Origin of the sequence: Vibrio sp. 10N.222.49.C12 (assembly GCF_041475025.1) — a bacterium.
Taxonomy (GTDB): Bacteria; Pseudomonadota; Gammaproteobacteria; order Enterobacterales; family Vibrionaceae; genus Vibrio; species Vibrio crassostreae_C.
In genome coordinates this window covers 1-13,242 of the sequence record NZ_JBFRVF010000081.1, presented here as the reverse complement: position 1 = coordinate 13,242, position 13,242 = coordinate 1, and the positions used below count along the sequence as shown (strand labels likewise).

Below are 13,242 nucleotides of genomic sequence, written 5' to 3'. Positions count from 1 at the left end.
CACCTGCACCCTAGAAGGGATAAACAACAAGATAAAGCTAATCAAGCGAATGGGGTATGGGTATCGAGATACCGACTACTTCTTCTTGAAGATAAAAGCGGCTTTCCCCGGAAAGCCGCGATGAACCATAAAAAAGCGCTAACTTGCGCCTATATTGCTTTTATTATCAATCACAAAGACCTTGCTAGCAAACCTTAGGGTAATAACGTTTGCAAGGCTCTGGTCACTTGTGAGAGTGGGGCGATAATCCTACGTATTCAGCTTTCAAGCTTTCTGTTTTCTAGATAATTCTTTTTCAAACTTTTAGTTTTCGAGCTCTTCGTTTTCGAGATTGCGCCGAACTAAATCGTGCATTTGTTTTACAGTCATCAGTGCTAACCAGGTAATTTCTTCTACTGAACGTTGACCCGTTGTGGAAGTTGGGTTGTGGGCTTCAATCACAGATTGATAAATTGAATCGCCGCAAGCCTCTTCTATTGGCATAGCTCTATATAGTTTGGTTTATTTGAAAGCTAATCTATGAGGTTTAAGACAGTAAGATAGGGTTCAAAAATAGACAGCGTGGTAGTTGATGGAATCAGTACAGAACGAGATTCGACTTAATCCTATCTTCTCGCTGCGATTGTATTCATTGATCGAGTGGTCAAAGCCATAGGCTGTCGACGGGGCCATATATTGAGTTATGCCTTGCTGTGTCGCTGTTATTTCATCATGGCCATGACCGCAGAACACGTCACGAACGCGATATTTTCGAAGCACTTTCATCACATCAGTATCGTTCTCTAGGCGGATCGCTTTCATCCAATCTGCACCGACTGGAATGACAGGGTGGTGAACAACCACGATAGGATCATTGGCCTTTCTCAATTGTTGTTTTAGCTGAGCCATGCCGCGGTTATCAATACGCCCTGAACCAAGTGGGTGGCGGCTGTCTAGCGGCTTGAAGCTTGAGTCTAGGAACACAAACTCTCGTTCACCGATGGTGGCTTTGTCGGTGACATAAATCGTCGAGCCTTTTAGCTCTGTGCGCATTAAGCGAGAGTCATCATGATTACCCGCAATCACGTAAATGGATTGGTCGCTAATGTGTTGCCTAATGAATGCCTCTAATCGAACGTAGTCGCCAGACTTAGGGTTACAACAAATATCACCAGTCAGAAAGATGGTCTTGCATGCCGTGTCTTTGTTGACGTATTCCAGTGCTCTGCGCAGGTTCTCATAGCTGGATTCATCGGAAAGGTGGCAATCACTGATTTGGTACACGGTATTCATTGTTATTGCCCGGTAATTCGATACGTAGAATTAAAAGTGATAGAAAAATGCCTGCTAAATCAGCAGGCATTTATTGGTGTTATTTCGCTTTTGATGCGGCGTGGTGTTCAATCATGAAGGCAATAGCTTCATCGTTTAAACAAGATTTACTCACATATTGGCGCTGTTTACCGATATGCAGGATAAAACCAAGATCGGTCTGCTCAAGTTGGTCGATGTCACTCCACGCGATGGTGTTGGTCGCTTTGTGGTTTTTGTAACTTACTCCGTTAGCGTCACCTTGAACGACAATTTTGCTGCCTGCGCCTGAGCTGATTTTTTGTCGCCATAACCACCAGGTTCTTTTGCAGTACACACTGAATGCTTCAATCACACTCAAAACAATAAAGAACCAGCCAACATAGCCGTTAGGTAATAGTTCAAATTCCAGTAGAACCACACCAAAAATAAGAAACAGTATTCCTTTTAAGTAGGCTTTTGGAAATTGAGTCGGAAGGCTAGTTTGATCATAACACTCCGCGAAAAACGTCTTGTCGAGTTTGTATTCTGTAGTGAAACCGGGTTCTTTAGACATGTGAGGCTACTTTATGGTTCTCTGTGAATGGGCTGTCAGTGGGCAGGTGTCCCACGCTGCAATTTTGCAACTTGATTATTGTATCGCTTCTCACTGTTTTTATTTAGATATTTTGGCTCTGTTTTGTAAATCGATGATACTTAACGGGTCTATTCTAACTTTAGCTATCAGACTAGTGTAGGGGCATCTTTAAAGTCACCTAAAAAATTGGTGATGGGATGGATAGACCTGTGGAGTCACCCGGTTGTTGGGACTACTGGCCTTTTTGGATAAAACTTCGATCTCATTTTGTTGGTTGATGGAGTCTATAGTGATTAGCGTGCTTTATCACTACTGTTGAGGGGCTGGCATAGTCTGCTCTAACAGAATAAATATATGAAGCTTGCAAGGTTCATCACCGTTCACTCTGAGAGGCCATACCCAAAGCGATACCTTGGGCATGGCCTTATTCTATTTCAGTTTTAGGATCAGTACTCGATGAATAATGACACCTGCTTAACGTTAATGAAGAAACTTCTTTCATAGGGAGAAGAGGTAAGAGCAATATCTAGTTTGTTCAACCCAGACACTCTCTTCTCATTTAATGCTTCTAATAGTTTTGAGTTGGTAAACCTAAGCGTTTGACCGGCTTCTACGTTGTTGAATGTAGTGAGTGGATTACTCCATGCTGCACATATTGTAAAAGACTCACAGAACGTGTCGTAATCCAGTGTGTTTGGAGACCAAGTTTGATTAACGATATGCGCAGTCACATTGTTGAATGGAAATTGAAGGGTTGAATCTCCGAAGTCAACAATAAGCGTAGCCTGTTTGATTTTCCCTCGAACCTCACTTAAGTCAAAACTCGCTAGTGTTTCGTAGTCGTATGGGATTGAAGCCCCCGCTCTCAAGTAACCACCGACACGATGTTGCGTGACTTGTGTTGCCGGGGTTGCTTGCCAGTTTTCTCTTTCCAAACCGAATAGGTTAGAGGGGAGGGTCACATTCACTGGCGGACTGAAATCAGAGGCTTGGTATGGTGGAGTTTGACCGAGAACTCCTTGTCGATAGGAGTCAACGCCACTGTAGATTAGCAGTGCGTTCAGTTCATAAGGACCATCGGCTTGCTTAAACGTGTCACCAGGAACGGTAAACTTGATGGCGTTTTCGCCAGCCTCAAGCGGTTCTTGGAAACTCACTAGCTCTAAATACTCTCCGGCTGCACCAACGATATTTACCGAACCTGTGTAAGTTCCACTGCGCGTAACATGGATAGGAAACTCAAAACTCAGCGAATCAATGTAGGTTCCATCTTGCGACATAGTCGGTGTGGTGACTAAACTCCCCGTGACTTCAATCGGTTCGCGGCAACGCTCAAAAGATGCTAAATCAATAAATTCTTCAAACTGAATTCGAGGGGCTGAAATTCGTATGTCATCTTGAGTGATTGCGTAGATGATCGTCGGGTTGGAGGTCAAAGTAGACGCTGAATCAAACGCGCCAAAAATATCTTCAGTTGAGTACTGTAGAGTGACGATTTGCTTCGCAGGTTTGAGTTGCAGACGTTTGCTTGTGTTCAGCTCGTCAATTCCATCGGTGAGGTAACCATGAATGGCAAAATCCCCCGCGGATTTAACATCAAGTTCCAAGCGCTGCTCTAAGGCAATAACACAGCCTTCAGAGGAAAACAGTGGAGCGAGTGAGAGGCTGACAAATTCAATGTCAGAGGGTAGTACGTGGATTTTTTTACTTGTCTGGCGAGTGATAGTTGTTCCATATTCTTCAAAAGACGTTATGCCTTCAATTAGATAATCCCCTTCAGCGGGTGGAACGAAAATATTGCTGTAGACACCATCTTTAGCAATAGCATCGAAATTGACACCCTCATCTTTAAGCGTCAGGCGTGTTTTTATTCCAGCTTCATCAATGATCACTGCGCTGGTTTGGGCACCTGTGATTGGATTCCCTTTGTTTGTCAGTAATGCAGAAACGGGAACTGGTTCACCGACCACAAATTGGTTTACAGCTATCGCCATGCCAAACGCAATAGGGGATTGGATCGCAACCTGAGCAATAATTACTGTGTTGTAACTTGGGTTTGGAAAATCAACGACGATCTTCCATTCGCCAGGTTCAGGGTTAGTTACTTCAGGCAAAAATAAATAGCTGCCCGGTAGCGGCGGACTTTGTGTGTCACCTGAAAGTATGTTCGCTTGCACATCATTGGATGATGTTGCGACTTGCCCGTTAGGCTTGACTAAATATACGGTTGCATCATCCAACGGCACGATGATTTCTGCTTTTAGGGCTTCCGCTTTGTCGATGGTAAATAGCATTGTGACTTCGTTATCGTTACTAGTCACTGGTTGAGATAGTGTCGTGCTTGTACTCATCCCAACGGGTATTGCATTACTGGCGATAGCCGGTGTGATGAAGGTACAGAAAAGACTGAACACCATCACTAATTGCTTGATGAATTTCATTGTGGCCACTCCTTAGCGCATTGAAATAATTTGTTGTAGAAAACGTTCAACGTTTTGTCCCGTTTTCATTGTTGAGTGGTTAGCCAATACGTTACCCAATGCATTGGTATAACTTGGGTTAGCGCTTGCCAAGGTCACAACAACATCATTTTCTTGCGGTACTGTTTGAATGGCTTGGTAACTGACTATGGTGATTGGATGAGCTTGTGGTCCATGCACACTTGGCATTGTGACCGGTTGAGTTTGAGTATCGAGGTAGGCCGCAGAACTAAAGCTTCTTAGCGCCTGCCAAGCGGTAACGCCTGCCCAACGCGATCCCCATGGGAATAGGCCAACGATATCAGGATCTTTCTCAATAACACCGTCTTGGTTGAGATCGGCATTTGCCCCAATAGAAAATGTATTTGCAATATTGCCGCGAGTACGCATTTGGATCGCGTTTGATGCTGTATCCGTTGTTAGATCACGGATACCAGGCATTTTAGGACCCGCAAACGGAATATTTGGGAGTTGCATGTACTTGCCAGCGTAATTATTTGGATCGGTACTGACGTTACTGTAGATATCGGCGTAGTGGTCCATTTTTATCACCGACAAATCTGCTGCGACGCTACCAAGGTGAGGTGTGGAGAAAGTAGAAAGGGAGGTTATCTCAAAGGAAGGGCTAAGTGCTTTGAGGTTTTGGGTATCTAGCCCGCCTTTACTGTGTGCAATGACGTGAACTTTGTCGGATTTCAACTCATCGAGAAAACCCTGAATTTTGTTGTTCAAGATATTAGCGTTAGTCGCTGTGGTTCCATTTTTGTCAGCAGAGAAACGAGTATAACGAATGCCATAGTCATCAAGTGTAGAAAGCACGCCTGGAGCCGTATCATCATCCCAAGTGTCTGATTGTGCAGCAATGCCATGAGCAAGAATCACAGGAATGGCAACATCAAACTCGATTGAGACCCAATCGACAGACATACACCAGTTGTCTCCCGTATTGCCAGTATCAATATCGACGCGAATCTCATTGTTTTGGCCGAACTTGATATCACTGATATCGACTTGAAGGTTAGTATCCGTCCAGCGGTTATCAGCGCCTTGCAGCGTACCTAAAGACTTTCCGTTAAAAGATACGACATCTATTTCTGGAGCAATATTACTGACGTTGGCATTGGAGTCTATGTCGAAGACCGGCATGCTGATCCTTGCGTTAGAACCGATAACGCCTTTTTGCTGCATATCGCCCAGTTTACTCGGAGCAATTCTCCCGTCACTTTGTAAAACGTTGGGGCTGACGACCATAGGAACAGGTAAAGAGATAAGTAGAGGTCCGCCAGAAGCATAGGTACAACCGGTATCCAGACCAGGACCAGAATTGACAACATAAACGCCGAGTACTTCTTGCGGTGGGGCTATCCCAGAGCTTTGTGAGCGCATCGAAAAATTACGCAATTCGTGTGAATCAGGTATATCTTCGGCACTCGCGAAACTCGGAGAAAGTAACAAAACACTGAGCGTGGCGCTCGGAATGTATAGTTTCATTTGTTTACCTTTGAGTATAGGTTATCCAAGAATTTGGTTGAAGAAAGCTCTATCTGTAGTTGTAAGGTAAAGGCTTGGAGTTTGATGTGAAATTTATTGGGTATAATTTCGGCTTGTTACTCAATTGATAAAACTGCTGCTCTATTTTTTTTCAAAATAGGAAGAGTGCGATCGCAGTTTCTGGATTGCGGAAGTTATGTCCTTATTTTCAAAAGGAGGGGGATAGTGCTCTAATATTGTTAGAACAATCTAAGTTAGTTTATGAAAGAGTAGCTAAGAATAGGAAAATCAAAGTTGGATGTAGGTTTGTTACAGAACTACATAGAGCGCGCTGTTCTGAATGGCTGACTACTAACCTAACTGGCTGTGCAAAGTTAGGTTAGTAGAAATTATGTGGCTGTTAATTCAGATTTGAGAGATAAGGGCTAGTGTTTTTTAGTAAAAATGGTAAAGGTCGCAATAAACTGAGGTTTGTTATTACATCGTTCGCTACATAGTGAAAACAGGCGACATACCGCTGTCTTGTCCACTCATTAGCAACAAGCCAATTAAGACAAGTAAAACACCACCGAATAGCTGTAAATAATGACCTGCGGCTTTTAGTGAAGCACTGTTATTCTTGTTACCTGCTGCCAAATAGCGTTTTACCAAGTTCTTGCCTGTTAGTGTCATTATAGCAATCGTCGAGGTTGTGAAAGCAGTACCAATCGCCATGGCAAAAGCACTGACAACACCCATCCAATATAGGCCAACCATGTTTGCGAAAAGCAGTACCATGATGGCTCCGGTGCACGGTCTTACGCCAATCGTCACTATAATTCCAACATATTCTCGGAGCGTTGAGGCTTTGTTGATTGCGTCTGCATCGGCTACATGCTGGTGGCCGCACCCACAGTCGGCATGAGAATGAGCTGCATGAGTGTTAGCTGCGGCTTGCATTGTGCTAGTAGCGTCGATTATCGGAGAAGGGGCTGATATTGATGAACGAAGTGCCATTGGCGAACGCGCTGAAATTGTCGCAGCTGTGTCTGTTGCGAGTGTAGTGATGGCTTTCACTTTCAGCTTAGGCTTACGCATAGCGGTGTAGATGTTTTTCAAAGCCTTCCAACATATAAGCGCGCCGACGACCGCGACTAAGGCAAAGCTTAATGAAACAAACATATTCGCTTTGTCATTCACTACTCGCATGGAAGCACTAAAGCCCCACAGCAACACGCTTACTAGTAAGATTGCGACCAATGCTTGTAAAAAAGCGGAGACGACCGTAAGCACTAAACTCGCCTTGGCTTTGGTTGGGTGAGTCGCTAAGTAAGTCGACACGATAACTTTGCCGTGCCCAGGCCCCAAAGAATGAAGCATGCCATAGATAAAGCTGAACCCGATAAGGTAACTGCCTGCGCCCCAAGGGTTGGATTTAGCTTCATAGAGCAGGTCTGCAAGTTCTGAATTGACTTCTCTTTGCCATTGAATGCTAGAGATAACTAACGATGGCCACATGGACCACAGTTGATACGCACCAATAGCAATAAGCACGAACGCGCCAGCACCAATGAGGTAGTGATTGATTTTGGATTGATTTTTCTTCATTTAACAAGAACCTATATCTGAAATCTTTCTGTTAATTAGTTGCCATGCTTAATCAGCTAGACGCTGACTTAAAGGCTGAAACGAATCACTGCGACTAAGAAGCGGGAACCGCCGCACAATGAAGCTCAACCGATTGTGTAAACAGTTGGCCTAGCGTGTTATCTGGATCTGCATCGACAGGTAAAGACATTGCATAACTCATTTGCTCTGGCGTCGGGTTAGGCTCGATTAATTCTAAATGGCATTGTCTTGCTAGTTCAGGTGACAATGTCACGTCGCTGTTGGATAGCCACGACATGTCGACAAAGTAACTAGGGTCAAAAATCAATACGCGAAGCGAGTTTCGTGTCACAGGCTTAGGTTTAGAAAGTGGTAGGTCAAATGTTAGAACCATCTTGGCTTTATCACGCTCAAACTTTGCGTTCTCAACCACCTGATATTTGATGGGATCTTCACCATCATAAAAGTACGTGAAGTAGTGCTCGTACATAATGTTTTCGATTACAGACGCAGCGAGCTTTTTGAATGTTTCAGTTTCTGTATCGGCAGAGACGTCTTCTCCATCCAACATGTACATCGAGGTCATTGCATCAAAAGACCACTCCATAGAGAGACCGGTGATCATGCCATTCTCTCCCTCAATATGAGTTTTCATCTCTATCCAAGAGTGAGGGTGGGCATATAGATTTGGCGCAAAACACAATAATGCTAGGCCAACAGTCAAGCCCTTGAGAGAGCGAAAGCATGTCGAGAAACGGCTTACATAGCGTGTGGAGAGGCGATTGATGACATCGATTAGAATAAATGGCTGTTTCATGAGAAATGATGGTAATTTAGTGTGATGTTATATTATAACAACCCGATGCGTTGTTCACTTCAAATTATAAGCTTGTTTACATTGAAGCCGACTGCAATTCTTGATTTTCAATCCAACCTATTTTTCCTATAAACATCTTTGATTGGTCCCTAATTCGACATTATTCAGACTAGTGTGTGACGTTGAATAGTCGATTAAGCTCTCGGTTGTGCGAGGCCTTTTTGTAATGGGTTTGAGCTTGGCTCTTGATAACAGGCATTAACAACGCAAAAAATACCCCCAGTAAAAATACTACCCCCTAGTATATATGGTTATTTGAAAGGTAACTGAGATAGGCTGAAGATGACGGTAAGTCTGGGTGCTTGTGATCTTCGTTATCGATCCAGTAAATCTTATTTTTCACATGATAGTTATTGGCATATGCCAATAATGGGGCGTATGCTGAACTCCTGATCATAAATAACAGGAAGTTACTATGTTATACGCAGTACCTTGTCGCGGCCTTCATGTTGGCAACCACTTTGCTCGTTCCCCACAGATCGCGATTGTCGATGAACAACGACAAATAAAACAGATTGTTCCTCTGATTGAGTCCGACACCTCTTGCAATAAAAAGAAGCAATGGATCTCTGTTCTCCTTTCTTACGATGTGAAATCTGTGGTGGTTCGTCACATTGGGAAGAAGATGTTGGCGCATTTGTTCAATAACGATATTCGAGTCTTGGCATCGACAGGTAAGGCAGAAATCGGGACTTTGGATTTCGACAATCTACGGGAAGTGAACGATCTCGATTATGGTCGAGAGCCGAGAAATAGCGGGTGTAGCAGTAAAACGTGCGGAGATAAAGGGCACAAAAAACAAGCTTCGATCCTAATGGCACGCCCTAATCAGTTAGGCGCTATTCGAGGGTTTCGAAAATGACCTTTTTGTTGACGCTATTGGGGTTTGTCGGAGTCGTTACATTGATGGCGATAGGCGTGATTTTTTCGCGCAAGCCAATCAAAGGCAGTTGTGGAGGATTGGCGCAGTTAGATATTGAGCGTGAATGCAATTGCGAGGATGTGTGTGAAGGGCAAAGTAGAAAGCTATATCAGATTACTGAGCCATCAAGCTAAGTATCGAGCTAAGCATCAAGAGTTCTCGCTCGCTAAGTTAAATAACTTCTGGCTAACAGGTGAGTTAACTGCTTTGAATCACCAATGCGTGGCCATTGACGATGCACTTGGCGACTTTAGCTCGTGCACGCTTGATGATGTTGCCGAACGTTTGGCGAGACACCTGCATTTGTTCAGCTGCTTCAAGTTGGCTCAAGCCTTCTTGATCGGCCAAGCGTAGGGCTTCGAGCTCTTCTAATAGCAATTCTTCTTTATGAAGCTCGTCCATAGGAACACCATTGGGCTTAAAACAAGAGTAAGCCGCACGGGTACACAACTGGCGATGTTTTTTTGGTCGAGCCATATCAATCTCTAGCAATCTATGGGTAAAGGTAAGTATGAAGGTTTTCATTCCACACAATCATCGGCGTTGCCAAGTGTGCAGCCAAGGTTTTTTCAACGACAGCGCCATTTGTTTTGAAGCTATTGGCGAGCATGACTCTTTAACTAAGCATGAGGCAGTAGCTAAATATAAAACCAGAGCCAAGATTGTACCAACAGATAAAGCTGAGGGCTACGATGGCATGATGCAGGGCGGCATTGTCACCACACTGCATGACAGCGCGATGCTACATTGTCTATTTCAGAATGATATCAAGGCGATGACGGTGAGTTTAACCTCTCGTTTTCACCATCCGATTTTGATTGGTCAAGAACTGGAAGTTCGTGCCCAGTGGGTCAAAAGTAGACGTAATATCTACTTCCTAGAAAGCCAAATTACTCAGTGCGGAAAGTTATGTTCGTCGGCACAAAGCCAGTTTATGTCAGTTTCTAGCTATCAAACTTAAGCTTGGTATAGCGGTGTTGTTTTATCAGTTATAAAAGCCCAACTACGGTTTCATAATCACTGAAAATAACGTGTACGAAGAAGAGATTAACCGCGCCCTGTTGAAGATTCGTGAGTCACGAAAGTGGCGTAAAATCTTGGTCGATTATTTCGCAGATCAGTAATCGAAATTAGAGGCATATTCAAAAGCTTTTGGACTTTCGCCGTTACAGTTGATCTGAATCTGAGGCCTTGATCTTTTTGAAGTATTTAAATGCACTCCAAACCGCGTAAGCCGCAACCCCTACAATCAATGCCGAGCGAAGGAGAATAGGCGCATCATGCTCAAGTTGACCAACATGAGGAACAATACTGGCAAACAATCGACTGGTAAAAAGCAGCCCCATTACTAACATAATTACTTTATTCATGTGACCTGCCATTCAATTGAGTACGTTGCACAGAACGAGTTTTGGGGCGATTACACGGTTAACACGCCAGACAACGATTCTGCTCGAAATAAAATCATGCGCTTCTCAAACGTAACCGTCAATGCGATATCGGCGTTAAGCCAGTAAGCTAAAATTTCGTTTTTGGAAGGGGGCTGTTCTGGTGCTGGAGTTTCGAGTTCGAGACTGTGGGAGGGCTATGACATCTTCCGGTGAAATTGATTTTCCGGATTTAATATTCTGATTTATGATCGCATGCATTCTAGGGGGGACAAATGTCCTCCTTTTTATTTGGAGAGGCGCAATAAAATAGGTGCCACTAAAACAAATAATAAAGGACACATCTATGGACCTATTCGCTCTACTTGATATCAACAATACTTTAGTCAATATCCCAATAGGGTATGGCTACGCAATGAGCTGGATTGAAGCATTCGGCACCGTGTTTGGTTTGTTGTGTATTTGGTTTGCAAGCCAAGAAAAAACCATTAACTACCTGTTCGGATTGCTGAATGTCACCTTATTCGCGGTTATCTTTTTCCAAATTCAGTTATACGGACTGTTACTTCTACAACTCTTTTTCTTTTGCGCCAACATTTACGGTTGGTACGCATGGACACGTCCTAATGAGCAAGGTGAAACGCTAGAAGTTCGTTGGTTGAGCCAAAATAAACTAGTAGCAACGGCCGTAGCGTGTGCGATTTCTATTGCTTTGTTAACTATGTACATCGACCCATTCTTTTTTGCGCTAGCAAACATCGCGGTAGATAGCCTGAATCTATTTGGTGCGGATTTAGCGGAGCCAGTGCTTGAACCGGATGCGTTCCCATTCTGGGATGCCACGATGACCATTCTATCTATTGTTGCTCAAGTTCTTATGACACGTAAGTATGTTGAAAACTGGATACTGTGGATTGTGATTAACATTATCAGCGTTGGTATTTATGCGACGCAGGGTGTGTACGCAATGTCTGTTCAATACGCAATCTTAATGTTTATTGCGGCAAACGGTACTCGTGAGTGGGCACGCACAGCTAAACGAAACAGTGATAAATCGTTAACTCAAGCAACGGCTTCTTAGGAGTGAAGATGGCAAAGCAACCTCATATCTGCGTTGATGAAACGCAAATTGCTCCGTTAGTTATTGTTTGTGGTGAGCCAGATAGAGCGAATCGAATCGCTAACTTGCTTGAACATGCTGAACTGGTCTCTGAAAACCGTGAATATCGAATCTTCACTGGTCAATATCAAGGTAAAGCGATATCGGTTTGCAGCACGGGCATTGGTGCACCTTCAATGATCATTGCGGTAGAAGAGCTTAAGTTTTGTGGTGTGACTCATATTGTCCGAGTAGGTTCTGCAGGCGCAATGCAGTCACATATCGGGCTTGGTGAGCTAATTATTGCAGAGGGCGCGGTTCGCGATGAGGGTGGTTCTACCGCTTACGTTAAGCCGTCGTATCCCGCCTATGCAAGCTTCTCTCTGCTTAAAGAGCTAGACAAGTTCTTGCAGCAGCAAACAACACCTTACTATTTGGGCACGGTACGCTCACACGACAGTTTTTATACCGATGACGAGCAGGCGCTTTGTCAGTACTGGAATGGCAAAAGCATTTTAGGTGCAGACATGGAAACATCCGCGTTGTTTACCGTTGGACGCTTGAGAGGGCTTAATGTCGCTTCTATCTTGAACAATGTTGTCTTGTACGAACAAGATGTAAAGGAGGGCGTTGGGCAATATGTCGATGAGGCAGAGGTAATGATGCAAGGAGAGCGGCTAGCGTCATTAGCGGCACTGGAAGCATTAATTACTCAATAAGAGCCTGAATAAATGCAAGACGAAAGCGATGGGAGACCGTCGCTTTTTTATTGGGTTCTCTCCTGTGGTTTAAGTGGTTACAATCGTTTGAATATAAACAGCAGTAATGCAATGAGAGAGTAAGTATGAAGATTGCACCATACTCAAGCGGACGCTTTAAAAACTACTTAGAACAAAAAAGCTCTGAATTTAGAGATCTCATCTACCAACACCAAGTTAACTCTCGTTACTTCAATCAAAATGATGAAATCCTACGTCAAGGTGAGCAGCTTCAGTATCTTTATGTAGTGCCCGCAGGAAGAGTCTCTATGAGTATTTCCGCGGCTAATGGGCGACGCTTTCAATTGGGCGAAGTGAATTGTGATTACCATATCTTCGGTGAGATGGAGTTTTTCACGCAGACCCCTTGTCAGTGGAACGTAGTGGCTGATGAACACATGCAAGTTGATGTTATTTGCATTCAGAGATTAGCAGAAGCACTACTTGAAAATCCGGGGATGATGTTCTTCTTTGCCTCTGCATTGGCGGAAGATTATCAAGACTCTATGGGTATTTACACTAACCGTCTTTTACACTCAATTACCTACAATATTGCGTATGATTTATTGGTTCAAAGCGAGACTAACACTGTGTTAGGCGGTTTCGATAAAGTGAATCAAGAAGCAGAACGATTTGGTACATCGAGCAGAGTGTATCGAAGAGCGGTTAAAGACCTATTAGACAAGGGTTTCATCAGAAAAGGAGATCAAGGGTTAGAAATTGTCGATCAGCGAGCACTGCAAGCTTTTATTGAGTATCCGCCCCATGAACCC

General features: G+C 43.8%; 16 protein-coding genes and 1 pseudogene. 8 read left to right on the top strand and 9 right to left on the bottom strand.

Annotated elements, in window-relative coordinates:
* Positions 1-124 (top strand): transposase (locus tag AB4583_RS19450; RefSeq protein ID WP_137406502.1); only part of this gene is annotated, 124 nt, incomplete at its 5' end.
* Positions 125-303: 179 nt separating this feature from the next.
* On the opposite strand, the gene AB4583_RS19445 is transcribed toward AB4583_RS19450, so the two are convergent.
* The 7 genes from AB4583_RS19445 to AB4583_RS19415 form a co-directional block, all read right to left on the bottom strand.
* Positions 304-483 (bottom strand): hypothetical protein, encoded by a 180-nt coding sequence (locus AB4583_RS19445; RefSeq protein WP_017059095.1) that lies wholly within the window; start codon positions 481-483, stop codon positions 304-306.
* Between the two features lie 63 nt (positions 484-546).
* The gene (locus AB4583_RS19440; RefSeq protein ID WP_372118915.1) at positions 547-1,272 is read right to left on the bottom strand and encodes a metallophosphoesterase; all 726 of its coding nucleotides are present in this window, start codon (positions 1,270-1,272) and stop codon (positions 547-549) included.
* A gap of 79 nt (positions 1,273-1,351) precedes the next feature.
* Positions 1,352-1,846 carry a YcxB family protein gene (locus AB4583_RS19435; protein WP_102393501.1) on the bottom strand — a complete coding sequence of 165 codons (495 nt, stop codon included), beginning with the start codon at positions 1,844-1,846 and terminating at the stop codon, positions 1,352-1,354.
* A gap of 467 nt (positions 1,847-2,313) precedes the next feature.
* The gene (locus AB4583_RS19430; RefSeq protein WP_372118912.1) at positions 2,314-4,308 is read right to left on the bottom strand and encodes a choice-of-anchor X domain-containing protein; all 1,995 of its coding nucleotides are present in this window, start codon (positions 4,306-4,308) and stop codon (positions 2,314-2,316) included.
* Positions 4,309-4,320: 12 nt separating this feature from the next.
* Positions 4,321-5,838: an esterase/lipase family protein gene (locus tag AB4583_RS19425; protein ID WP_372118910.1), complete on the bottom strand. Its 1,518-nt coding sequence runs from the start codon at positions 5,836-5,838 to the stop codon at positions 4,321-4,323.
* A gap of 489 nt (positions 5,839-6,327) precedes the next feature.
* A complete protein-coding gene (locus AB4583_RS19420) occupies positions 6,328-7,425 on the bottom strand; it encodes a nickel/cobalt transporter (RefSeq protein ID WP_372118907.1) in 1,098 nt (365 codons plus the stop codon).
* Between the two features lie 94 nt (positions 7,426-7,519).
* Positions 7,520-8,242, bottom strand: a complete 723-nt coding sequence (locus AB4583_RS19415) for a DUF1007 family protein (RefSeq protein WP_372118905.1) — start codon at positions 8,240-8,242, stop codon at positions 7,520-7,522.
* 475 nt (positions 8,243-8,717) lie between these two features.
* Here AB4583_RS19415 and AB4583_RS19410 point away from each other — a divergent pair, with 475 nt between their 5' ends.
* Positions 8,718-9,164, top strand: coding sequence for a NifB/NifX family molybdenum-iron cluster-binding protein (locus tag AB4583_RS19410; RefSeq protein ID WP_372118902.1), 447 nt, complete (start codon positions 8,718-8,720; stop codon positions 9,162-9,164).
* On the top strand, positions 9,161-9,358 hold the full coding sequence (gene nqrM / locus AB4583_RS19405) for a (Na+)-NQR maturation NqrM (protein ID WP_029235646.1): 198 nt from the start codon (positions 9,161-9,163) through the stop codon (positions 9,356-9,358). The genes AB4583_RS19410 and nqrM overlap by 4 nt, the downstream gene beginning before the upstream one ends.
* Positions 9,359-9,422: 64 nt before the next feature.
* On the opposite strand, the gene AB4583_RS19400 is transcribed toward nqrM, so the two are convergent.
* On the bottom strand, positions 9,423-9,701 hold the full coding sequence (locus AB4583_RS19400; protein ID WP_017057476.1) for a DUF134 domain-containing protein: 279 nt from the start codon (positions 9,699-9,701) through the stop codon (positions 9,423-9,425).
* Between the two features lie 34 nt (positions 9,702-9,735).
* Between AB4583_RS19400 and AB4583_RS19395 the strand changes: the two genes are divergently transcribed.
* Positions 9,736-10,185 (top strand): PaaI family thioesterase, encoded by a 450-nt coding sequence (locus AB4583_RS19395; protein ID WP_372118898.1) that lies wholly within the window; start codon positions 9,736-9,738, stop codon positions 10,183-10,185.
* A gap of 34 nt (positions 10,186-10,219) precedes the next feature.
* Positions 10,220-10,348, top strand: a pseudogene (locus AB4583_RS19390) (ABC transporter substrate-binding protein); the annotation flags it as partial.
* Positions 10,349-10,390: 42 nt separating this feature from the next.
* On the opposite strand, the gene AB4583_RS19385 reads toward AB4583_RS19390, so the two are convergent.
* A complete protein-coding gene (locus tag AB4583_RS19385) occupies positions 10,391-10,594 on the bottom strand; it encodes a hypothetical protein (RefSeq protein WP_017059106.1) in 204 nt (67 codons plus the stop codon).
* 364 nt (positions 10,595-10,958) lie between these two features.
* Here AB4583_RS19385 and pnuC point away from each other — a divergent pair, with 364 nt between their 5' ends.
* From pnuC to AB4583_RS19370, 3 genes are all read left to right on the top strand, one after another.
* Positions 10,959-11,693: a nicotinamide riboside transporter PnuC gene (gene pnuC / locus AB4583_RS19380; protein ID WP_372118896.1), complete on the top strand. Its 735-nt coding sequence runs from the start codon at positions 10,959-10,961 to the stop codon at positions 11,691-11,693.
* A gap of 8 nt (positions 11,694-11,701) precedes the next feature.
* The gene (locus AB4583_RS19375; protein WP_372118893.1) at positions 11,702-12,430 is read left to right on the top strand and encodes a nucleoside phosphorylase; all 729 of its coding nucleotides are present in this window, start codon (positions 11,702-11,704) and stop codon (positions 12,428-12,430) included.
* A 125-nt stretch (positions 12,431-12,555) separates the two neighbouring features.
* Positions 12,556-13,242 (top strand): Crp/Fnr family transcriptional regulator (locus tag AB4583_RS19370; protein WP_372118891.1); only part of this gene is annotated, 687 nt, incomplete at its 3' end.